Annotated in this window: 23 protein-coding genes; 10 read left to right on the forward strand and 13 right to left on the reverse strand. The window is 69.7% G+C overall.

Features of this window, described 5'->3' with window-relative positions:
- Nucleotides 1–169: 169 nt before the first annotated feature.
- A complete protein-coding gene (gene radA / locus ACWEKS_RS09370) occupies nt 170–1,570 on the reverse strand; it encodes a DNA repair protein RadA (RefSeq protein WP_379383245.1) in 1,401 nt (466 codons plus the stop codon).
- 255 nt (nt 1,571–1,825) lie between these two features.
- Nucleotides 1,826–2,470 carry a hypothetical protein gene (locus ACWEKS_RS09375; RefSeq protein ID WP_452339636.1) on the reverse strand — a complete coding sequence of 215 codons (645 nt, stop codon included), beginning with the start codon at nt 2,468–2,470 and terminating at the stop codon, nt 1,826–1,828.
- 440 nt (nt 2,471–2,910) lie between these two features.
- On the opposite strand from ACWEKS_RS09375, the gene carD reads away from it, so the two are divergent.
- From carD to ACWEKS_RS09405, 6 genes are all read left to right on the forward strand, one after another.
- Nucleotides 2,911–3,399, forward strand: coding sequence for an RNA polymerase-binding transcription factor CarD (gene carD, locus ACWEKS_RS09380; protein WP_019931623.1), 489 nt, complete (start codon nt 2,911–2,913; stop codon nt 3,397–3,399).
- Between the two features lie 2 nt (nt 3,400–3,401).
- Nucleotides 3,402–4,148, forward strand: a complete 747-nt coding sequence (gene ispD, locus ACWEKS_RS09385) for a 2-C-methyl-D-erythritol 4-phosphate cytidylyltransferase (RefSeq protein WP_452339637.1) — start codon at nt 3,402–3,404, stop codon at nt 4,146–4,148.
- Nucleotides 4,149–4,162: 14 nt separating this feature from the next.
- Nucleotides 4,163–4,630 carry a 2-C-methyl-D-erythritol 2,4-cyclodiphosphate synthase gene (gene ispF, locus ACWEKS_RS09390; protein WP_364606775.1) on the forward strand — a complete coding sequence of 156 codons (468 nt, stop codon included), beginning with the start codon at nt 4,163–4,165 and terminating at the stop codon, nt 4,628–4,630.
- 45 nt (nt 4,631–4,675) lie between these two features.
- Entirely contained in the window at nt 4,676–6,076 is a 1,401-nt protein-coding gene (gene cysS / locus ACWEKS_RS09395) for a cysteine--tRNA ligase (protein ID WP_452339638.1), read from the forward strand.
- 327 nt (nt 6,077–6,403) lie between these two features.
- Nucleotides 6,404–7,387 carry a 23S rRNA (guanosine(2251)-2'-O)-methyltransferase RlmB gene (rlmB, locus tag ACWEKS_RS09400; protein WP_452339639.1) on the forward strand — a complete coding sequence of 328 codons (984 nt, stop codon included), beginning with the start codon at nt 6,404–6,406 and terminating at the stop codon, nt 7,385–7,387.
- Between the two features lie 114 nt (nt 7,388–7,501).
- A complete protein-coding gene (locus ACWEKS_RS09405; protein WP_452339640.1) occupies nt 7,502–7,780 on the forward strand; it encodes a DUF4190 domain-containing protein in 279 nt (92 codons plus the stop codon).
- Between the two features lie 37 nt (nt 7,781–7,817).
- Here ACWEKS_RS09405 and ACWEKS_RS09410 read toward each other — a convergent pair whose 3' ends face one another.
- The 3 genes from ACWEKS_RS09410 to ACWEKS_RS09420 all read right to left on the reverse strand — a co-directional run bounded on the left by ACWEKS_RS09410 (nt 7,818) and on the right by ACWEKS_RS09420 (nt 10,838).
- Complete coding sequence (locus ACWEKS_RS09410; RefSeq protein WP_452339641.1) at nt 7,818–8,630, reverse strand: enoyl-CoA hydratase/isomerase family protein; 813 nt, start codon at nt 8,628–8,630, stop codon at nt 7,818–7,820.
- A 213-nt stretch (nt 8,631–8,843) separates the two neighbouring features.
- Nucleotides 8,844–10,016: an acyl-CoA dehydrogenase family protein gene (locus ACWEKS_RS09415; RefSeq protein ID WP_452339642.1), complete on the reverse strand. Its 1,173-nt coding sequence runs from the start codon at nt 10,014–10,016 to the stop codon at nt 8,844–8,846.
- A gap of 78 nt (nt 10,017–10,094) precedes the next feature.
- On the reverse strand, nt 10,095–10,838 hold the full coding sequence (locus tag ACWEKS_RS09420) for an alpha/beta fold hydrolase (RefSeq protein ID WP_452339643.1): 744 nt from the start codon (nt 10,836–10,838) through the stop codon (nt 10,095–10,097).
- A gap of 73 nt (nt 10,839–10,911) precedes the next feature.
- Here ACWEKS_RS09420 and mhuD point away from each other — a divergent pair, with 73 nt between their 5' ends.
- Nucleotides 10,912–11,223 carry a mycobilin-forming heme oxygenase MhuD gene (gene mhuD, locus ACWEKS_RS09425; RefSeq protein ID WP_364606466.1) on the forward strand — a complete coding sequence of 104 codons (312 nt, stop codon included), beginning with the start codon at nt 10,912–10,914 and terminating at the stop codon, nt 11,221–11,223.
- 73 nt (nt 11,224–11,296) lie between these two features.
- Here the strand turns inward: mhuD and ACWEKS_RS09430 are convergent, their stop codons facing one another.
- The 4 genes from ACWEKS_RS09430 to ACWEKS_RS09445 all read right to left on the reverse strand — a co-directional run bounded on the left by ACWEKS_RS09430 (nt 11,297) and on the right by ACWEKS_RS09445 (nt 13,320).
- Complete coding sequence (locus tag ACWEKS_RS09430) at nt 11,297–11,740, reverse strand: OsmC family peroxiredoxin (RefSeq protein WP_452339644.1); 444 nt, start codon at nt 11,738–11,740, stop codon at nt 11,297–11,299.
- Nucleotides 11,741–11,879: 139 nt separating this feature from the next.
- Nucleotides 11,880–12,320 (reverse strand): SRPBCC family protein, encoded by a 441-nt coding sequence (locus ACWEKS_RS09435; protein ID WP_452339645.1) that lies wholly within the window; start codon nt 12,318–12,320, stop codon nt 11,880–11,882.
- A gap of 30 nt (nt 12,321–12,350) precedes the next feature.
- The gene (locus ACWEKS_RS09440) at nt 12,351–12,671 is read right to left on the reverse strand and encodes a DMT family transporter (RefSeq protein ID WP_452339646.1); all 321 of its coding nucleotides are present in this window, start codon (nt 12,669–12,671) and stop codon (nt 12,351–12,353) included.
- Between the two features lies 1 nt (nt 12,672).
- A complete protein-coding gene (locus tag ACWEKS_RS09445; RefSeq protein WP_452339647.1) occupies nt 12,673–13,320 on the reverse strand; it encodes an FMN-dependent NADH-azoreductase in 648 nt (215 codons plus the stop codon).
- A 105-nt stretch (nt 13,321–13,425) separates the two neighbouring features.
- Between ACWEKS_RS09445 and ACWEKS_RS09450 the strand changes: the two genes are divergently transcribed.
- Nucleotides 13,426–14,028 carry a TetR/AcrR family transcriptional regulator gene (locus tag ACWEKS_RS09450; RefSeq protein ID WP_452339648.1) on the forward strand — a complete coding sequence of 201 codons (603 nt, stop codon included), beginning with the start codon at nt 13,426–13,428 and terminating at the stop codon, nt 14,026–14,028.
- Nucleotides 14,029–14,089: 61 nt separating this feature from the next.
- Here the strand turns inward: ACWEKS_RS09450 and ACWEKS_RS09455 are convergent, their stop codons facing one another.
- Nucleotides 14,090–14,938, reverse strand: a complete 849-nt coding sequence (locus ACWEKS_RS09455) for an ABC transporter permease (protein ID WP_452339649.1) — start codon at nt 14,936–14,938, stop codon at nt 14,090–14,092.
- Nucleotides 14,935–15,864: an ABC transporter ATP-binding protein gene (locus tag ACWEKS_RS09460; protein ID WP_452339801.1), complete on the reverse strand. Its 930-nt coding sequence runs from the start codon at nt 15,862–15,864 to the stop codon at nt 14,935–14,937. Before ACWEKS_RS09460 ends, ACWEKS_RS09455 begins: the two co-directional genes overlap by 4 nt.
- A gap of 167 nt (nt 15,865–16,031) precedes the next feature.
- On the opposite strand from ACWEKS_RS09460, the gene ACWEKS_RS09465 reads away from it, so the two are divergent.
- Together ACWEKS_RS09465 and ACWEKS_RS09470 are read left to right on the forward strand one after the other, a co-directional pair.
- Nucleotides 16,032–17,258: a sensor histidine kinase gene (locus tag ACWEKS_RS09465; protein WP_452339650.1), complete on the forward strand. Its 1,227-nt coding sequence runs from the start codon at nt 16,032–16,034 to the stop codon at nt 17,256–17,258.
- 22 nt (nt 17,259–17,280) lie between these two features.
- Nucleotides 17,281–17,943, forward strand: a complete 663-nt coding sequence (locus ACWEKS_RS09470; RefSeq protein ID WP_452339651.1) for a response regulator transcription factor — start codon at nt 17,281–17,283, stop codon at nt 17,941–17,943.
- On the opposite strand, the gene ACWEKS_RS09475 is transcribed toward ACWEKS_RS09470, so the two are convergent.
- Nucleotides 17,924–18,847, reverse strand: a complete 924-nt coding sequence (locus tag ACWEKS_RS09475; protein WP_452339652.1) for an LLM class flavin-dependent oxidoreductase — start codon at nt 18,845–18,847, stop codon at nt 17,924–17,926. The two genes, ACWEKS_RS09470 and ACWEKS_RS09475, sit on opposite strands and share 20 nt — an antisense overlap.
- A gap of 75 nt (nt 18,848–18,922) precedes the next feature.
- Entirely contained in the window at nt 18,923–19,711 is a 789-nt protein-coding gene (locus ACWEKS_RS09480; protein ID WP_452339653.1) for a phytanoyl-CoA dioxygenase family protein, read from the reverse strand.
- Nucleotides 19,712–19,787 lie beyond the last annotated feature (76 nt).

Here is a 19,787-nt window from a genome sequence, read left to right on the forward strand (position 1 = left end):
TACCGCGCGGAGTAGTCGAGTCGGCGTGCCACGATCGCTCAGGTTACTGCCGGGCGACCCCGGTCAGTGCGACCTTGGGGCGCCGCCGTCTTTCGAGAATTCCGGTAATTGCGAACCGAATTCCGGTCCGGATCGAATTCGATTCCGCGACCTCATTCGATTTCGGCTGTCATTCCGCCATTTCCGCCGGGGCCTGCGCACCGCGCCGCCGGCGCAACCCGGTAACGGCAAGGGCGGCACGGATATCGGCGACCTCGCGCACGGTCATGCTGCGGCCGGTGCGATCCGCGCCCGGCGGCACCAGGGCCTCGGTGAAGCCCAGCCGCTCCGCCTCCGCCAGCCGGCGGGTCAGCCCGGTCACCTGGCGCACCTCGCCCGCCAGCCCCACCTCGCCCAGCACCACCAGGCCGCTGGGCAGCGCCAGATCCTGGCTGGCGCTCGCAATGGCAAGCGCGACAGCCAGATCCGCGGCGGGCTCGGTGAGCCGCATACCGCCCACGGTGGCCGCGTAGACGTCCTGCTTGCCCACGAAGACGCCCCCGCGGCTCTGCAGGACAGCCAGGACCATGGAAACGCGGTTGTAGTCCAGCCCGCTCACCGCGCGCCGGGGCGCGGGCGCCTGGGTGTCCACCGTCAGCCCCTGCACCTCACCCAGCATGGGCCGCTTGCCGTCCATGGCGACCGTCACCGCGGTCCCGGGCACCGCGTCGCCCCGATGGTGCAGGAACAGCCCCGAAGGGTCGTCCACGCAATGGATTCCGGCCTCCCGCATCTCGAAGCAGCCGACCTCGTCGGTACTGCCGAAGCGGTTCTTGATGCCGCGCACCATGCGCAACGCGGAGTGTTTGTCGCCCTCGAACTGCAGCACCACGTCGACCAGGTGCTCGAGCGTGCGCGGACCGGCCACCGCGCCGTCCTTGGTGACGTGCCCGACCAGCAGCACCGCGATCCCGCTCGCCTTGGCCAGCGAGGTGAGCGCCGCCGTCACCGACCGCACCTGCGTGACACCGCCGATCACGCCGTCCGCGTCGGCGGCCAGCATCGTCTGCACCGAGTCCACCACCAGCAGTGAGGGTTTCACCTGCTCCACGTGCCCGAGAATGGTCGCCAGATCCGATTCCGCGGCCAGGTACACCTTGTCGTGCACCGCGCCCGTGCGGTCCGCCCGCAGCCGCACCTGCCCCGCCGACTCCTCCGCGGTCACGTACAGCGCGATCTCGTCGCGCGCCCGCGCCCACCGGTGCGCCACCTCGAGCAACAGCGTCGACTTGCCCACCCCGGGCTCCCCCGACAACAGCACCACCGACCCGGGAATGATCCCGCCGCCCAGCACCCGATCCAGCTCGGACACCCCCGTCGACCGGGCCTGGGTCTTGTTCGAGTCGATGCTCGAGATCGGCGCGGCCGCCGTGCTGGGCAGCATCGCCCGCCGCCCCACCGCGACCGCCGACGCGGACGCCGCCATCTCCTCGATGGTCCCCCACGCGTTGCAATCCGGGCAGCGCCCAACCCATTTGGCGACCTCGTGCGAGCAGTCCGCGCACCGGTACAGCGATTTCACCTTGGCCACGCCGGGCAGCCTAGCCAGCGCCCCCGACACTGTGTCTTATTTGCCCCTCCGCTTCGCTCCGGGGCGGGGTTCGCGGCCCCGAGGTCTCGATTCTTCCCTCCTCCGCTCCTCCGCTTCGCTCCCCCGCTCCAAGGCGGAGGTCTATTCCAGCCGCAGTCCAGAATCGAGACGGCCGCGAACCTCCGGGATGATCGGATGCAACAGCGCCCGCCCCGATTTGTGGGGGCGGGCGCGGTCAGGTGCTCTAGCGGGAGCTCAGTGCTCGCCGCCCTTCTCCTGCTTCGCGGGCTCCTGGCGCGGGTTGTTGGGGCCGGCGTCGACGGGAGTGTTGACGACGACGGTGCCGCCCTCCTTGAAGACGAAGGTCAGCGGGTAGGTCAGGCCCGGGGTGACGTCCTTGGTGAGGCCGGTGACCTCGATCAGGACGGGCTTGGCGTTCGGGTCGGTGACCTTGTCGGAGGCGGGCTCGCCGGCGTTCTGCTCGTGCACGGCGGCCGCGGCGGCCGCGTCCTTGGCGGTCGGCTTGTCGGCTACGACGGTGCTGGACGGCTTGATCTCGATCTTGTCGGCGATCTTGACCTGGCCCAGGTCGGTGCTGATGCTGACCAGTTCGTCGGCCTTGCTGTCGCTGAGGTTGACGGCGCTGAAGGCCAGCACGGCCTTGCCGCCCTTGGCGTTGTTGTACTCCTCGGTCTGCGGGAGCAGGAAGCGCACGTCGCGCAGCGCGATGGAGCCGACATTGGCAGTGTTGCCGTTGACGGCGGCGACCTGGGTGGCGGTCTGCGAGACCTGACCGGCGCCGCAACCCGACAGCGCGAGCACCGCACCCGCAGCGAGTGCAGCAACTGTCACGGCACGCCGCCGCGACTTCGACGCAGTGGTGGCTTTCAGGGCAGTCACAGGGTCCTCCATGTCGACCGGGCTAACTCCACTATGGAGAGTAGTAGTCAAAGAGAGTAATGCGTCCCTCCCCCCGCTCTACACGCGGGCGGTGTCGCGTGCGCGTGGCGAGCGCCCGCCGCGGCGGCCCGGCGCGAGCGCGGCATCTCACAGAACGACCGGGCGGGATGTGTCAGGGGCCCTGACAACGATTCGGAGACGACTTCTGGAGTGATGCATTGATGTTTATGAGAGGGCGCTCGGTCGCGTATGCGAAGTACGCACTCGCATATGCGCGCGGACGATGCGATGCGCTATCCCCTTATGCCACAACGGGATGCACACGATTCCCGTTCTGTCAACCCCCGCCGCCGCTCCGTTGTGGCCCTGACCTGCGCCGTTGATCGCGCCGTTACCGAGTCGCATGTTAAACTGTGAACATCGAAAGGGGCACGGGACACATGATTTTTAAGGTCGGAGACACCGTCGTTTACCCCCACCACGGAGCGGCGCTGATCGAAGCTATCGAAACCCGCACCATCAAGGGTGTACAAAAGGAGTATCTGGTCCTGAAGGTCGCACAGGGCGACCTGACCGTTCGGGTTCCCGCGGAGAATGCCGAGTATGTCGGCGTCCGCGACGTCGTTGGGCAGGAAGGCCTGGACCGGGTCTTCCAGGTGCTGCGGGCTCCGCACACCGAAGAGCCGACCAACTGGTCCCGCCGTTACAAGGCCAACCTCGAGAAGCTCGCCTCCGGCGATGTGAACAAGGTGGCCGAGGTCGTCCGCGACCTGTGGCGTCGTGAGCAGGACCGCGGCCTGTCCGCCGGTGAGAAGCGGATGCTGGCCAAGGCCCGCCAGATTCTCGTCGGTGAGCTCGCGCTCGCGGAAGGTACCGACGACGTCAAGGCCGAGACCCTGCTCGACGAGGTTCTCGCAGCGGCCTCCTGACCGTGAAAACTACACCCGGCGACGGCAGTCGTGTCGTCGCTCTGGTTCCTGCCGCCGGCATGGGCGTGCGTCTCGGTGAGAACAAGCCGAAGGCGTTCGTCCACGTCGGCGGCAGTCCCATGCTCACTCGGGCGGTCCAGGGACTGATCGATTCCGGGTCGGTCGACGACGTTGTGGTTATGGTGCCCGCCGAACTCGTCGCCGAGACCCGAGCCCTGCTGCCCGCTTCCGACGTGCCCGTGCACGTCGTCGCGGGCGGGGCCGAGCGCACCGATTCGGTGCGGGCCGGTCTCGCGGCCGCGCCCGACGCCACCCTGGTGCTGGTGCACGACGCCGCCCGGGCCCTGACTCCCCCGGCGCTCGTCACCCGCGTGGTGGAGGCGCTGCGCGCGGGCGCGCGGGCCGTGGTGCCCGCGCTGCCGGTGACCGACACCATCAAGTCCGTGGACGCGACCGGCGCCGTGACTGGTACCCCGGATCGATCCGGGTTGCGTGCCATCCAGACTCCGCAGGGCTTCGATGCCGCACTGCTGCGGGCCGCCTACGCTGTGGGTACACAGGCGACAGATGACGCGGGGTTGGTGGAAATGCTGGGTGCGACCGTTCACACGGTGCTCGGTGACGCCCTGGCTTTCAAGATCACTACGCCGTTGGACCTGGTCCTCGCCAATACCCTTGCCGCGCGCCGTGATACGGCGGACACCGCAGGTGGGCTGGACACGACACGCGAAGCGGTGATCGCCCCGTGATGGATCCCATGGCCCTGCGCACCGGCATCGGCAGCGATGTGCACCCCGTCGAATCCGGCCGGCCCTGCTGGATGGCGGGCCTGCTGTTCGAGGGCGACAGCGGCTGCGCGGGACATTCCGACGGTGATGTCGCGGCGCACGCGCTGTGCGACGCGCTGCTGTCGGCCGCCGGACTGGGCGATGTGGGCGCGGTTTTCGGCACGGGTCGCCCGGAATGGGCGGGCGTGTCCGGCGCGGCCATGTTGAAAGAAGTCCGCCGTCTGCTCGACGAGGCCGGATTCACAATTGTCAATGCGGCTGTACAGGTAATTGGGAATCGCCCGAAAATCGGCCCGCGACGGGCCGAGGCGCAGCAGGTGCTGGGCGAGATTCTGGGTGCGCCGGTCTCGGTGTCCGGCACCACGACCGACGGATTGGGCCTCACCGGCCGCGGCGAGGGTGTCGCGGCGGTCGCCACCGCGCTGCTGTGTTGTCGCGCCTGACGCACCCGTCATCCGCCCATTTCCCAACAGCTAGGATGCTCTGTCGTGACTCTGCGCCTTTTCGACACCGAGACGCGGACCCTGCGTGAATTCACGCCGCTGGTCCCTGGCAAAGCCTCGGTGTACCTGTGCGGCGCGACCGTTCAGGGGGAACCCCACATCGGGCACGTGCGCAGCGGCGTCGCCTTCGATGTGCTCCGACGGTGGCTGGCCGCCAATGATTTCGACGTCGCCTTCATTCGCAATGTCACCGATATCGACGACAAGATTCTGAACAAGGCCGCCGAGCACGGCCGCCCGTGGTGGGAGTGGGCCGCGACCCACGAGCGCGCCTTCGACCGCGCCTACGAGACGCTGGGCGTGCTGCCGCCGTCCGGCGAGCCGCGCGCCACCGGGCACATCACCCAGATGGTGGGGATGATGGAGCGGCTCATCGAACGCGGCCACGCCTACGCCTCCGAGGGCAATGTCTATTTCGACGTGCTGAGCTTCCCGGACTACGGAAAGTTGTCCGGGCACAAGCTCGATGACGTGCACCAGGGCGAGAGCGCGGGCCAGGGCAAGAAGGATCCGCGCGACTTCACGCTGTGGAAGGCCGCCAAGCCGGGTGAGCCCAGCTGGCCGTCGCCGTGGGGTCCGGGTCGCCCGGGCTGGCATCTGGAATGCTCCGCCATGGCCGAGTTCTATCTCGGACCGGAATTCGATATTCATTGCGGCGGAATGGATCTGGTTTTCCCGCACCACGAGAACGAAATCGCGCAGTCGCGCGCGGCCGGGGACGGATTCGCCCGCTACTGGCTGCACAACGGCTGGGTGACCATGGGCGGCGAGAAGATGTCCAAGTCGCTGGGCAATGTGCTGTCCATTCCGAATGTGCTGGAACGGGTCGGGGTGCGCGCGGTCGAGCTGCGCTACTACCTGGGCAGCGTGAGCTACCGGTCCATGATCGAGTATTCCGATCAGGCACTGACCGAGGCGGCCGCCGGGTACCAGCGGCTGGAGGCCTTCGTGCTGCGGGTGGCCGAGCGCACGGGCGAGGTTCCGGTCGGCACCTGGACCCCGGCCTTCGGAGACGCGCTGAACGACGACCTCGGAGTTCCGCAGGCGCTGGCCGCGCTTCACGGCGTGGTGACCGAGGGCAACAAGGCGCTCGACGCGGGTGACCTCTCGGGCGCGCGCATGCTGGCCGGGCAGGTTCGGGCCATGCTGGGCATCCTCGGTGTGGATCCGCTCGACGAGCACTGGGCCGCGCCCGCGGACAATTCCGCCGCCATCGCCGCGCTCGATGTGCTCATCGGCGCGGAACTGCAGCGGCGGCAGCAGGCGCGCGCCGACAAGGACTGGGCCACCGCCGACGCGGTCCGCGACCGGCTCTCGGCCGCGGGCGTCGAGGTCACCGACACGCCGCAGGGCGCGGAGTGGTCCCTGGCCAAGGAGAAGAAGTAACCGGTTCCGCATCGGCGGAACCCGTATAGCTCGAATACCGCGTCGGGTCGCCGAATACCGCGCGGGCTCGCTCGCGCGGTGTGGCGGAGCGCACCGAATTCGGGGCGGCGACCCAGCGTGGGGCACAATTCGTAGCGTCCCTCCGGCAATGCCGCGCGGCTCGTGGCCGGCCGGAGGCGCTGCTCTTGGGCAGCGCGAAAGTTCAGACAGGGGCGCAGCCGTTCGCTGCGCCGACCGGAGGCAGGTTTCCCGCGTGATCGACCGTGAGCGGGTTCGTCCCGCGGCCGGGCCGAGGCGGGATACCCGCGAAATACGGAAGGCGAAGTGATGGCAGGCAATTCCCAGCGACGCGGGGCGACGCGCAAGTCAGGCACCAAGAAGGGGCAGACCGTCGGGTCGGGCGGGCAGCGCCGCCGCGGGCTCGAGGGCAAGGGCGCGACGCCCAAGGCCGAGGACCGCGTCTACCACCCGGCCGCGAAGCGCGCCAAGGCGAAGGCCAAGGCGCAGACGTCGGCCGCCACCACCCGGTCGCGCAATGCGGCCCGGCCCATCGCGGGCCGCAAGGACAACGAGGGTCCGGAGCTGGTGCTCGGCCGCAACCCGGTGGTGGAGTGCCTGCGCGCGGGCGTGCCCGCCACCGCGCTCTATGTCGCCAATGGCGCCGAGAACGACGACCGGCTCAGCGAGGCGGTGAAGACGGCCGCGGAGATCGGTATCTCGATCCTGGAGGTGCCGCGCACCGACCTGGACAAGATGAGCCACAACGGCATGCATCAGGGCATGGCGCTGCAGGTGCCGCCGTACCGGTACGCCCACCCGGACGATCTGGTCGACCGGGTGCACAACTCGGGCGAGCCGGCGCTGCTGGTGGCGCTGGACAATATCTCCGATCCGCGCAATCTGGGTGCGGTCATCCGCTCGGTGGCGGCCTTCGGCGGCCAGGGTGTGGTGATCCCGCAGCGGCGCAGCGCCAGTGTCACCGCGGTGGCATGGCGCACCAGTGCGGGTGCGGCAGCGCGGCTTCCGGTCGCGCGGGCCACGAATCTGACTCGCACGCTGAAGGATTGGGCGAACAAGGGCTACCAGATCGTCGGCCTCGACGCGGGCGGCGACACCACCCTCGACGAATTCGACGGCAGCGCACCGACGGTCATCGTGGTCGGCTCGGAGGGCAAGGGCTTGTCGCGCCTGGTGCGCGAGACCTGCGATTCGATCCTGAGCATTCCGATGGCGGGGCCGGTCGAGTCGCTCAATGCCTCGGTGGCGGCGGGCGTGGTGCTGGCCGAGGTGGCGCGGCAGCGCCGGGCCTGATTCGGTCACTCGACCACCACATATCGGGGCTCTCGAGCCTCGATATCCAAGCGGCGCAAGCGAACACCGCGCGTCAGCCTGCCGCCGCGGGGCTTCCGCCCGTAAACTCGGGCGGTGGTCTTCGATCAGCCGCCCCTCGGATCCCCTGTCGAGCATGAGCATGCGACGGCCGTCCTGCTGCTGGGTGCGCTCAGCGTGTTCTGTTGCGGCGCGCTGGGTCCCGTCGCCTGGGCGCTCGGACGGCGCGCGCTGAACGAGATCGAGGAGGGCGGGGGCCGCTTCGGTGGCCGGGTGCAGGTCCTGGTGGGCTATGTCCTCGGCGTCATCGGGACCTGCCTGATGGTGGTCTTCGCCTGCATCTTCCTGCTGATGGTCATCAGCGGGCGCGCCTAGCCGAACGGCCCGCTCAGGTCCGGCCGAACGGCCCGGGTCAGTCCAGACCGGGCAGGCGCTCGCCACCGGTCACCGCATCCCAGGCGGGCCATTCGCCACTGACGCTGCCGGTCCACTTGGGCGGACGGCGGTCCTTGAGGGCCGCGACGCCCTCACCGCCGTCGGTGCTCTTGGCGACGTAGCCGTTGAGCTCGCTTTCCAAGCGGCCCACGGTTTCCGGGGCCATGGTGGGGGCCTCCCACAGCAGGCGCTTGGACAGGGCCACCGGGAGCGGGGCCGAACCGTGGGCGATGTCGTGGGCCACCTCGAGGGCGGTGGGCAGCACCTCGGCGGCGTGCAGGCAGGAATTGGCGATGCCCAGCGAGTACGCCTCGTCTCCGTCGAAGGTGCGGCCGGTGAGCAGCAGGTCGGCGGCGCGGGCGCTGCCGATCAGGCGGGGCAGGGTCCAGTGCGCGAACCCGTCGGCGAGCGCGCCGCGGCGAACCTGGTTGAGCGCGTACACCGCGTCGCGGGCGACATAGCGCAGGTCGCACTGCAGCGCGATCTCCAGGCCGATGCCCACCGCGTGCCCGTTCACCGCCGCGATGACCGGTTTCCGGATCCGGAACGGCGGCGGATCGATCAGGCCGTTGACCTCGCCGACCTTCAGCGACAGGTCCGCGCCCGCGCAGAACGCGGGCGGGGTCCCGGTGATGACGACCGCGCCGATCGCGTCGTCTTCGTCGCAGCGGCGCAGCGACGCACCGAGTTCCGACGCCATGGCCGGGGTCAGGGCGTTCTGCTGGGCGGGGCGATTGAGCGTGAGCACGGCGACGCCGCCGGAGACGTCCACGTGCAATTCCGAACTCATGCTGGAAGATTATGCCCTCTGTGTTTGATCTGCCCTCCGCTCCGCTCCGGGCGGGTTCGCGGCGCTGGAGGTCTCGTTCTTCCCTCCCTCCGCTCCTCCGCTTCGCTCCCCCGCTCCAAGCGCGGGGAGGCGGAGCGCAGTCCAGAACGAGACGCGCCGCGAACCATGGGGGTTCGCCCACCGAAGGCCGGTCCGACTGGGCAGACCGGGCTTTCAGCCGCGCAGGATCTGCCGCCCGATGGCGTACTTGTGCACCTCGGTCGGGCCGTCGTAGAGCCGGAAGGCGCGCATGTCGCGGAAGATCATCTCGACCACGGTCTCGTCGGAGATGCCGATGCCGCCGAGCACCTGGACACAGCGGTCGGTGACCTTGAACAGCTCCTCGGAGACGTAGGACTTGGCGATGGAGGATTCGTGGCGGGCCTTGTGGCCCTGATCCATCAGCCAGCACGCGTGCCAGATGGTCAGGCGGCACTGGTGCAGCGCAATCTCGTTGTCCGCCAACATGAACGACACGCCCTGATGCTCGCCGATGGGCTTGCCGAAGGCGGTACGGGTCTTGGCGTAGTCGACCGCGATGGCCTGCGCCCGCTCGGCCGCGCCCAGCCAGCGCATGCAGTGGGTGAGGCGGGCCGGGGCCAGCCGCAACTGGGCGTAGCGCAGCGCCTGGCCGGTCTCGCCCAGCACGGATTCCCTGGGCAGCACCAGGTTGTCGAAGCGCACCACCGCGTGGCCGCCGACGTAGTTGCGGTCCATGGTGTTCATGACGCGTTCGATCACGATCCCGGGCGCGTCGCCGTCGCAGAGGAACAGGGTGGGGCCCTCGGGCAGGTGCGGGTTGGCGGCCAAGCGCGCCATGATGATCCAGGTCTTGGCGCCGTCGGCGCCGGTGATCAGCCACTTCCGGCCGTTGATGGTGAAGTTCTCGCCGTCGAAGGTGGCCTCGGTGGCGAGCTGGTTGGGGTCGGAGCCGGCGCCGCCCGGCTCGGTCATGGCGAAGACGCTGCGCTGGTGGCCGTCGATCACCGGCTGCAGGAAGCGTTGCGTCTGTTCCGGATTCGCGATCTTGGAGAGCAGGAACATATTGCCCTCGTCGGGCGCGGCGCAGTTCATGGCGACGGGGCCGAGGGTGGACCAGCCGGCCGCCTCGTACAGCACGGCCTGCTCGAGGTGGGTCAGGCCGCGCCCGCCCAGCTCGACCGGGGCCTGGATGGTGAGCAGCTTCTCGGCGCGGGCCAGTTCGACCAGTTCCTGCCGCAGCTCGTCGTCGGGGCCGTGCGCGGTCAGGCGCGGATCACGCTCGAAGGGCACGATCTTGTCGATGACGAACCGGCGAACCCGATCGCGTTCGGCAGCAAGGTCGGCGGGAATCGAGAAGTCGATCATCGTTGGTCACCATCCGTCAGGAGTCGGGGTCGAGCCGAGCATACGACGACCACCCCACCCGACTGAAGGCACCCGCCATCAAACGAGGACGCGGCGCAGGAAATCCTCGACTTCGGCCCGGTAGGCGGCGGGTTGATCGTCGTGAACGAGGTGACCGGCGTCGGGGATGACGACATGGCGGGCATCCGGGTGGAGCTCGGCCATCTCGCGCATCTGCCCCGGCGGGGTGATGGTGTGCTCGCCCTCGATCAGCAGGGCCGGGACGGTCACGGATTTCCACTGCGCCCAGAAATCGCGCCCGCCCCATTCCTCCGAGATGTCCCGGAAGGTCGGGACCTCACCGTGCAGGCGGTAGCCGTCGGGGCCCTGCCGGAACGAGTCGAGGAAGTAGCGGCCCGCGACCGGGCCGAAGAATTCCAGCACGGCCCGCTCGTCCGGAAACGGTTGCGGCCAAGCCGAAATCACGGCCGCCCAGTTCTCCGCGGTACGTCCCTGGAAGTCCGGCGCCATGTCCTCGACCACCAGTGCGCGCACCCGCTCCGGGTGCGCCGCGGTGAACATCCACCCGTGCAGTCCGCCCATCGAATGCCCGATCACCACCATGGGTTCGGCGATGTCCGAGGTCGCCGCGGCCAGATCGGCCACGAACGCCTCGGTGGTGAGCTCGGCGGGCGCGGGGCGTCCGTGCCCGGCGGCATCGAACGTGTACACGTGCCCGAATTCGCGCAACCACGGCAGCTGCGCCCGCCAGGTCCGGGCGCTGCCCATCAATCCGTGCAGCAGCAGGATCGGCGCACCCGCGCCGCCTTCGTCGTACAACATCGCCTCGACCATGTGTTCCGAGTTGGTTATTGCCTCGAACGATACGTCGCGGGCACGGAGTACATTCGCACCCATGGCAGTCGTCAAGATCAACGCAATCGAGGTTCCGGAGGGCGCGGGCCCCGAACTGGAGAAGCGCTTCGCGCACCGTGCGCACGCGGTGGAGAACTCGCCGGGTTTCCTGGGTTTCCAGCTGCTCCGCCCGGTCTCCGGCGACAACCGGTATTTCGTTGTCACGCAGTGGGATTCGGAGGAGTCCTTCGCGGCGTGGCGGGACGGCCCGGCGCGCGAGGCGCACGCGGGCGAGGCACGCAAGCCGGTCTCCACCGGCGCGTCGCTGCTGGAGTTCGAGGTCGTCCTCGATGTACCCGGCAAGAACGCCTGATCAACGCCATCGTCCACAACCCCGGCCCGCGCCGGGTCCCGGCTGACGACAGCGTCAGCCGGGAACTCGCGAGCTACGCCTCGAAGGTGGCAGCCAGCTCGATGGTGTCGACGCCGGCCAGCGCCTTGGACACCGGGCAGCCCGCCTTGGCGGCCTCGGCGGCGGCCAGGAAGCCGGCCTCGTCGATGCCCGACGCCTTGCCGGCCACGGTCAGCTTGATCTTGGAGATGCGGAAGCCGCCGGCCGGGTCCGGGCCCAGGGTCACGTCGGCGGTGATGTCCAGGCTCTGCACGGTGCCGCCGGCATTGCCGATCTCAGCCGACAGCGCCATGGCGTAGCAGGAGGAGTGCGCGGCCGCGATGAGCTCTTCGGGGCTGGTGGTGCCGTCGGCCTCGTCGGCGGTGCGCTTCGGGAACGAGACGTCGTACTTGCCGACGCCCGAGCTGACCAGCTCGACCTGACCGGAACCGTCCTGCAGGCCGCCGGACCAGGCGGTACGCGCGCTACGTGTAGGCATCACTGTCCTTTCGTGAGAGGGGAGAACTCAACTCTCGAGGCTCTCAGGGGCTACGCCCCCGAACCCCGGGAAACCGGTACGGGTCGAACCTACTCCGCCCGAAAGCGGGGCGGGCTCACGATCATTCGGTGTTCATCCCTCAGACGGCCGCAGCCGTGCGGTGGTCCCAGTCCTCGAGCACCCGCGGCCACGACTTCTCGTGCCGCTCCCGGGTCACGTCGTTCGGGAAGCCGGCGTGGGTGAGGAGTAGGGCGGTGCCCGCGCCGTGCGCCGAAAGTTCCAGGGTGAGCACGGTTTCCGTGCCCTCGGTGCCGCCGGTGACCCAGGTCAGCTCGACCAGGCGGTCGGGTTCCAGGCGCAGGAATCTGCCGTAGTGCGGGTGGCCGCCGCCCGCCGTGAAGAAGAACGGCTGGTTCACCACCGGGCGCATGAGGATCGAACCCGGGTCCGCGAACCAGAGTCCGAACTGCTGGGTGCACTGGCGGTAGAGCTCGGCGGGCGAGGCCGCGATGATGCGTTCCGCGACCAGGAAGAACGGTCGCGCGGCGAGGTCGGGTGGCCGCAGGGGCGCAACATCCATGGGGCGCGACGATACCGCCCCGGCCCGCGCTCACCCGGGATTGGTGACCCGAGCCAGCACGATGCCGCCGATGATCATCGACAGCGCCAGCACCCGGCCCGCGCTCACCGGGTCCTTCTGCACCACGATGCCCAGCCCGATCGCGCCCACCGCGCCGATGCCGGTGAAGATGGCGTACGCGGTGCCCACCGGCAGCGACTGCATGGCGCGGGACAGCAGGTACACCGCGACCGCCGCGAGCACGAAGCACAGCAGGGTCGGCAGCGGCTTGGTGAAATTCTGGGTCGGCTTGATGGACTGCGACCACGCGATCTCCACCATGCCGGCCAAACCCAGGACGAGCCAGTTCATTTCAGTACTCCTTACCCAGGGCGCGGGCGGCGGCGAGCGCGGCGGCGTAGGAGGCGTCGTGCTCGTCGCGCAGGTGGGCCAGCGCCGGATCCTGGCGCGAGTTCACCAGCTCGGCATGGACGAAAACCGTATCGTCGACGGCGAAATGGCCTGCGAAGAAGTCGCGGAGGTAGCGCTCCTGATAGTCGTAGATCGCCTTCGGCGCGCCCGGCGAGTACGCGCCGCCACGCGCGGTCACGACCACGAATCGGGTGGGGGCCAGCGACATTCGCGGAAAGGTGATCTGATCCAGCCACGCCTTGAGGCTCGCCGGGATCGAGTAGTTGTACATCGGCGTGCCGATCAGCACGACATCGGCGGCGCGGATCTCGGCCAGCAGTGGCTCGACGATCTCCCAGGCCCGCTGCTGCGCAGGGGAATCCGCCAGTTCGGCCAGGCGGTCGAGATCGGTGCGACCGCGGGCCAGCACCCGGTCGCACAGTTCGGTCCAGCCCTCGCCGATGAACGGGATCGGCTCGGCGGCCAGGTCGCGGTGAACGTAGGCGGCGCCGGGGTGTTCGGCGCGCCAGGCGGTGGCGAAGGCGCCACTCAGCTCGCGGCTGACCGAGGTAGGGCGGGCGCTGGCGTCGAGGTGCAGCAGGGCGGTCATGGTCGAGGCTCCAATCAAATGGACGTTGTGTCCGTTTATTTCTCCGACGGTAGGCCACAACCGGACAAATTGTCCACTTATTCCCCGAGGGCTACAGTGAGCTGCATGAACACCCCCGGCCTGCCACTGCTCAACGACCGGTCCGCGCCCGCCGAGCGCGCCGACGCCGCCCGCAATCGGGCCAAGGTGCTGGCCGCAGCCGCGGAACTGTTCGCCGGGCGCGACCCGCGCACCGTCACCATGGACGACATCGCCAAGGCGGCCGGGGTCGGGCGGGGAACGCTGTACCGGCGCTATCCGGACGTGGGATCCATCGCCGTCGCGCTGCTCGACGAGCACGAGCGGGCACTCCAGGAGCAGCTGCTGCGCGGCGAGCCACCACTGGGACCGGGCGCGCCGCCCGCCGAACGACTGGCCGCGTTCTACGCGGCGATGGTCGAATTGCTGGACACCCATGCCCATCTGGTGCTCGGCGCGGAGACCGGCGGTGCGCGTTTCCGCACCGGGGCCTATCAGTTCTGGGCGGTGCACGTACGCGCCCTGCTCACCGAAGCCGGTGTGGCCGAACCCGATTCACTCGTGGACCCGCTGCTCGCACCGCTCGCCGCCGAGGTGTACCGGCATCAGCGCGAACGCGGGCTCGGGTCCGGGCAGATCGCCGCGGGCCTGGCGAAACTCGCGCACGGCGTGCTGGATCCGGCGGGCTGACCCGACGACACGACCGCTCACCGCGCGGGTGAACGGCCGCATCGCGCGGTATTCGCCTGTCTCACACCATGTCACGGCGCCGAATCAGCCAGATCGTTCCGGCTGCGAAGACGACGACGTACCCGGCGAGCACCAGCAGGGACTCGCCGCGGCCCAGGACGTCCAGGACACCGGGGGTCGCCGGACCGCCCACCGTGCGCAGGGAACCCGCCAGGGAGCCGGCGGCCGTGCCGGGCAGGTGGTCGGTGACGGCCCGGATGGGCGCGAAGATCGCCGCGACGCCGCGCAGCAGATTCTCCACCACCAGCACCCACACCAGGCCCAGGCCCACCGCCAGCGCGGGACCCCGGGCGACCGCCCCGATCAGCGCGCCCGCCAGCGTCCACATGCCCAGAATGGCGGCGCCGGAACCGATTCCGAGCAGCATCCGGCCGGCCGACGGCAGCGCCAGGGACTGGCCCTGGGAGCCGGCGATGAGCGCGGCCACGCCGGTGTCGATCACGAAGGCGGCCAGCACCAGCGCGACCACCGTCACCGCCAGGCTCAGCACCACCGCGCCGATCACCTGCACCCGCGAAGGCCCCTGTGTGAGTGCGGTTTTCCAGCTGCCCCAGCCGTAGCCGCTGCCCACCGCGAGCGCGCCCAGCACCAGCATGAGCGCCCCGCCGAACATGGCCATGCCCTGCGTGAACACCTCCGGCACGGCCGCCGGCAGCATCTGCTGCAGGAGCAGCTCACGCGGCAGGCCGTTGGACATGCGGGTGGTGCTGCCGGTGGTGTAGGCCAGGTAGTTGAACAGGTAGGCGAAGGTGAGATTCAACAGGATCCAGGTGCCGAGCACGATCCAGAAGGCGGGCCACTTGCGCAGCCGCAGCAGTTCGGCCCGGGTGCTGGCCAGCAGGTCGGTCATTTCGCCGTCTCCGTCATCTCGAAAAAGACTTCTTCCAAGGACTTTTCGTCGGTGCGCAGCTCGAGCAGCTCCGCGCCCGCCTCGATGACCGCGCGCGCCACCACAGGGGCGTTCGCGGCCCCGGCGTCGACACGAATACCGTTGGCGGTCACCAGCGCCGACCGCTCCCCCACCACCGCGCGCACCGCCGGGAAGGCCACCTCCAGTGGCTCCGCGCGCACCAGAAGCGAGGCCGTGCCGCGCAATTCGCGTACCGTCGACTCGACCAGCAGTCGCCCGGCGGAGATGACGCCGACGCGATCACAGATCTCCTGCACCTCGCTGAGCAGGTGGCTGGACAGCACCACGGTGTGCCCGTCGCCGGCGAGTCCGGTGATGAGCTCGCGCATCTCGGCCATGCCCGCCGGATCCAGGCCATTGGTGGGTTCGTCGAGAATCAGCAGGTCGGGGCGGCCGAGCAGGGCGGCCGCGACACCGAGGCGCTGCTTCATGCCGAGCGAATAGGTGCGGAACCGGTCCTTGCCGCGGGCGCTGAGGGCCACCCGGTCCAGGGCGTCGGCGACCGCGTCGTCGCCGACACCCCGGTAACGGGCCAGGACGCGCAAGTTGTCCCGGCCCGACAGGTAGGGGTAGAAGCCGGGGCCCTCGATGAGAACGCCGGTGCGGCGCAAGGTTTCCGGGTCGCCGGGCTGCCGCCCGAGCACGATCGCCCCGCCGGACGACGGACGGATGAGACCGACCAGCATGCGCAACGTGGTGGTCTTGCCCGCGCCATTGGGCCCCAGGAAACCGTAGATCTCACCGCGGCGGACGCTCATGCTCACGGCGTCCACGGCGGTGTGGGAGCCGTAGCGCTTGGTCAGCCGATCGGTGACGACGACCGCGATCGGTGTGTCAGGCCCGGAGGAGGCAGCCTGCGTAACCATGGAGGGCCCGCGGCGGCCGCCATCGGATACTGCTTCGTTCATGGGCTCAACGATCCGCCGCCGCGCACGGGAAATAATCCGTCGCAACGCGCGATCCGGCGTACGTATCTGGACGTATTTGGCCGCGACACAGTGCCGCTGCCCGCGGACGGCGCTACGGTGCAGCTATGGACACACGCGGGGGAAGGCTCGGGCGGCGCGACGTGCTCCCGGCGCTGGCGGTGGGGGCGATACAACTCGGCTTCGGAACCTTGGCCAATCATCACCAGCCGGTGGTGCGCCAGCTCGATGTGTACGGATATGCACTGCTCATCGCCGGTCCGGCACTGCTGGTACTACGTCGGCGCCGCCCGCTGGAAGTGTTCTACGCGACGCTGGCCGTGGCGGTCGCGTACCTACTGCTCGGTTACGGCTACGGGCCGATCTTCGTCTCGCTCATCGTCGCCTTCCTGACCGCAGCCGTCCTCGAATCCCGTTGGTACACCTATCCGTTCGTGGCCGCGGGCTACCTGCTCATGGTGTGGCCGGTGCCCGGCTGGCGCGGGTACCACACCGGCACCTGGCAGGAATTCGGTTTGCTCGCCTGGCTTTTCGTGCTCGCCGCGGCGGCCGAGGGCATCCGGCAGCGACGCGCCGCCGTCATCGCCCGGCGGCAGCGCGGCGAGGCGGCCCGCCGCGAGGAACAGGCCGAGCGCGAACGCGAACAGGCCCAGCGCGCACTGGAATCGGCCGAGCGGGAACAGCGGGTCACCGAGGAGCGCCTGGCCATCGCGCGCGAACTGCACGACGTGCTCGCGCACAGCCTCTCCCTGATCAATGTGCAGTCCTCGGTCGCGCTGGAACTGCTCGACCGCAAGCCCGAACAGGCCGCCACCGCGCTGGCCGCCATCAAATCCGCCAGCAAGGACGCGCTCGGCGAGGTGAACGCGCTGCTGCGCTCCATTCGCGGCGGCACCGCCACCGTGACCGCACCGACCGCACCCACCATCGGCATCACCGACCTCGACAAGCTCACCGGACCGGCCCGCGCCGCCGGGCTGGAGGTTCACACCATGGTGACCGGTGGGCCGCGACGGCTGCCGGCCGTGGTCGACGTGGCCGCCGCGCGGATCGTGCAGGAGTCGCTCACCAATGTGGTGCGGCACGCGCCCGGCGCGAGCGTGCTCGTCACCGTGCACTACGCCGCCGAGCGGCTGCAGCTCACCATCGACAACACCCGGCCCACCCGCCAGCCCGCGCCGCAGTCGCCGACCGGCGGCCACGGCATCACCGGCATGACCGAACGCGCCCACGCCCTGGGCGGGCAACTGTCCGCAGAACCGAAGGCCGACGGCGGATTTCGGGTGAAGGCCCGGCTGCCCACCCACCTCGTGCGGAACGAACCGATTGCGTGAGCACGGAATTGGAGGACGCGTCATGCCCATCCGGGTGGTGATCGCCGATGATCAGGCGCTGGTGCGAGCGGGCTTCGTGGCGCTGCTCGGCGCGCAGGAGGACGTCGAGGTGGTGGGCGAGGCCGACAATGGCGCCCAGGCCCTCGACCTGGCCCGCGAACTCGTGCCCGATGTCGTACTCATGGACATCCGCATGCCGGTGCTGGACGGCCTCGCCGCCACCCGCGCCATCGCCGCCGATCCGGTCCTCGCCGCGGTGCGAGTCGTCGTCCTGACCACCTTCGAACTCGACGAATACGTCTTCGAGGCCATGCGTTCCGGCGCCACCGGCTTCCTCGTCAAACACACCGAACCCGCCGACCTGGTCAAGGCCGTCCGCGTGGTCGCGGGCGGTGACGCGCTGCTCTCCCCCAGCGTCACCCGGCGCCTGGTCGCCGAATTCGCCGCGCACGCCAAACCCGCACCCGCGGCGCAATTCTCGGAACTCACCGACCGCGAACGCGAGGTCATGATCCTGGTCGCCGAGGGCCTCACCAACGCCGAGATCGCCGACCGGCTCTACATGAGCCCCGCCACCGCCCGCACCCACGTCAGCCGGATCCTGGTGAAGCTGGGTGCGCGTGACCGCACCCAGCTGGTCGTCATGGCCTACGAATCGGGTCTGGTCAGACCGGGCTGGCAGTAGCGCCGAACTCGGCGGCCGCCGGAATCACCTCGCGGCCTAGCACTTCCAGCGCCGTGAGGTCGTCGACACCCGCGACCCGGCCGATGACCAGGTCGATCCCCATGTCCGCCAGCCACTTCAGCTGCCCCAGCACCTGGCCGACGCCCCCTCCGCCCGGGCCGGGATCGAAGGCGAAGGCACAGCTCTTGCGGATCTCGCGCGGATCGCGGCCGATCTCCACGCACATCCGGTCCAGCAGCGCGATCTTGGCGGGCAGGTCCGGGCCCGGGCGCAGGCTCGCCACATCCGCGTAGCGCGCCACCAGCGGCAGCGTGCGGCGCTCGCCGTCCCCGCCGATGAGCATCGGCGGATGCGGCCGATACCCGCCCTGCGGCGAGTTCCGCACGGCCTGCGGCGCGTTCAGCGGACGCTGCACCTGAAAGTGCTTGCCGAGCACGGATTCCGAAGCGCCCCGCTCATCGGTCCACATGGCCAGGCAGATCCGCAGCGCCTCCTCCAGCATCTCGTAGCGGTCGCGCAGCGGCGGGAACGGCAGGCCGTAGCCCTCCACATCACCCGTGGAGGTGCCCGCACCGATCCCCAGCCAGGCCCGGCCGCCGGACAGCACATCCAGGGTGGTGACCAGCTTCCCGAGCATGGCCGGATGCCGATAGTGCACCCCCGACACCAGCGCTGTCAGCTCCACCCGCGAGGTGTGCGCCGCGATGAACGACAGCGTCGAATACGCCTCCAGCACATTCTGTTCCACACGGCCCAGCCACGGGCTCTGCCAGAGATGGTCACCCACCGCGATGACCGAGAACCCACTGTCCTCGGCCGTGCGGACCACCTCCGCCAGCCGCGATCCGATCCGTTCCGAAGGAGTGTCCAGGGCGAAGTTCGTCAGATGCAATCCGAGTTCCATGACTCCACCCTCCGCCCGGGGGTGGGGCGAAACATCCGTCCGGAGAACACATCCCGGCTACGCCTCGGCGCGTAGTCAGTGCGCGGCCCCGAGCGCCAGCCCGCGCCGGATGGCCCGTTCCACCGCTGAATAAGCGCCGTCCGGGCGGTCCAGCACGCACGGCTCGCGCAGCAGCAGCGGCGGCTGGGCCATGAACTTCGGGCGGCCGACACGATTGGGCTGGGCGGCGTGCACCAGGAAGGGATGGCAGAGGTAGACGTCGCCGGCCCGGCCGGTCGCGACGGCCTCGGGGAGATCGGCCGTGGCGGTGTAGAACTCGTGGAGGTCGAACATGGTGGTACCCGCCTCGCCGAGCGGCTCCAGCACCGGCGCCAGCCGCAGGTGCGAGCCGACCCGGATACGCGTCGGGGCGTCATCGACGCCGACATCGGAGAACAGGAACAACATCAGCAGGGCGCGGCCCTTGGAGTGGATGTTCACGCGCCAGCTCAGGTAGTCGTCGCGGGCGGCATCGCCGGGAAAGCTCACGTCGACGTGCCAGCCGTCGTCGCCCGGCGGCTCCGGGCTGGGGAATCGAATCGGCCAGCTGCCCAGGGTTTTCCGGGGGAACCAGCGGCCGGGACCGACCAGTTGATCGAAGGCGGCGAGCAGCGGCGGCGCGGTGACCGCCCGCGCGAAGGGCTCCTGGGCGTGGTCCCACAGCCGGATGACCGGCTGGGTCCAGGTCGACGGATCTTCCGGGTCGCAACCGGTTGCGCGCCAGAGGATCTCGCGGCCCGCGGCGGCCGTCTCGGCGGAGAAGGCGCCCTCGACCTTCACGAATCCCTCGGTGATGAAGTCCTCGATCTGTGTCTCGGAGAGCATGCTGCCGCCCTTTCCGCGCCCGGTCCCTCCGGACAGCTATCCGAGCATGGGCGATACCAGGATCGCGCCGCCACCG

This window comes from Nocardia sp. NPDC004711 (assembly GCF_053601595.1).

What these genes read in the sequence shown, in the direction of transcription:
- carD (WP_019931623.1), top strand. Translation starts at nt 2,911, where the DNA reads ATGATTTTTAAGGTCGGAGACACCGTCGTTTACCCCCACCACGGAGCG.
- rlmB (WP_452339639.1), top strand. Translation starts at nt 6,404, where the DNA reads ATGGCAGGCAATTCCCAGCGACGCGGGGCGACGCGCAAGTCAGGCACC.
- ACWEKS_RS09410 (WP_452339641.1), bottom strand. Translation starts at nt 8,630, where the DNA reads ATGAGTTCGGAATTGCACGTGGACGTCTCCGGCGGCGTCGCCGTGCTC.
- ACWEKS_RS09415 (WP_452339642.1), bottom strand. Translation starts at nt 10,016, where the DNA reads ATGATCGACTTCTCGATTCCCGCCGACCTTGCTGCCGAACGCGATCGG.
- ACWEKS_RS09420 (WP_452339643.1), bottom strand. Translation starts at nt 10,838, where the DNA reads ATGTTGTACGACGAAGGCGGCGCGGGTGCGCCGATCCTGCTGCTGCAC.
- mhuD (WP_364606466.1), top strand. Translation starts at nt 10,912, where the DNA reads ATGGCAGTCGTCAAGATCAACGCAATCGAGGTTCCGGAGGGCGCGGGC.
- ACWEKS_RS09430 (WP_452339644.1), bottom strand. Translation starts at nt 11,740, where the DNA reads ATGCCTACACGTAGCGCGCGTACCGCCTGGTCCGGCGGCCTGCAGGAC.
- ACWEKS_RS09435 (WP_452339645.1), bottom strand. Translation starts at nt 12,320, where the DNA reads ATGGATGTTGCGCCCCTGCGGCCACCCGACCTCGCCGCGCGACCGTTC.
- ACWEKS_RS09440 (WP_452339646.1), bottom strand. Translation starts at nt 12,671, where the DNA reads ATGAACTGGCTCGTCCTGGGTTTGGCCGGCATGGTGGAGATCGCGTGG.
- ACWEKS_RS09445 (WP_452339647.1), bottom strand. Translation starts at nt 13,320, where the DNA reads ATGACCGCCCTGCTGCACCTCGACGCCAGCGCCCGCCCTACCTCGGTC.
- ACWEKS_RS09450 (WP_452339648.1), top strand. Translation starts at nt 13,426, where the DNA reads ATGAACACCCCCGGCCTGCCACTGCTCAACGACCGGTCCGCGCCCGCC.
- ACWEKS_RS09455 (WP_452339649.1), bottom strand. Translation starts at nt 14,938, where the DNA reads ATGACCGACCTGCTGGCCAGCACCCGGGCCGAACTGCTGCGGCTGCGC.
- ACWEKS_RS09460 (WP_452339801.1), bottom strand. Translation starts at nt 15,864, where the DNA reads ATGGTTACGCAGGCTGCCTCCTCCGGGCCTGACACACCGATCGCGGTC.
- ACWEKS_RS09465 (WP_452339650.1), top strand. Translation starts at nt 16,032, where the DNA reads ATGGACACACGCGGGGGAAGGCTCGGGCGGCGCGACGTGCTCCCGGCG.
- ACWEKS_RS09470 (WP_452339651.1), top strand. Translation starts at nt 17,281, where the DNA reads ATGCCCATCCGGGTGGTGATCGCCGATGATCAGGCGCTGGTGCGAGCG.
- ACWEKS_RS09475 (WP_452339652.1), bottom strand. Translation starts at nt 18,847, where the DNA reads ATGGAACTCGGATTGCATCTGACGAACTTCGCCCTGGACACTCCTTCG.
- ACWEKS_RS09480 (WP_452339653.1), bottom strand. Translation starts at nt 19,711, where the DNA reads ATGCTCTCCGAGACACAGATCGAGGACTTCATCACCGAGGGATTCGTG.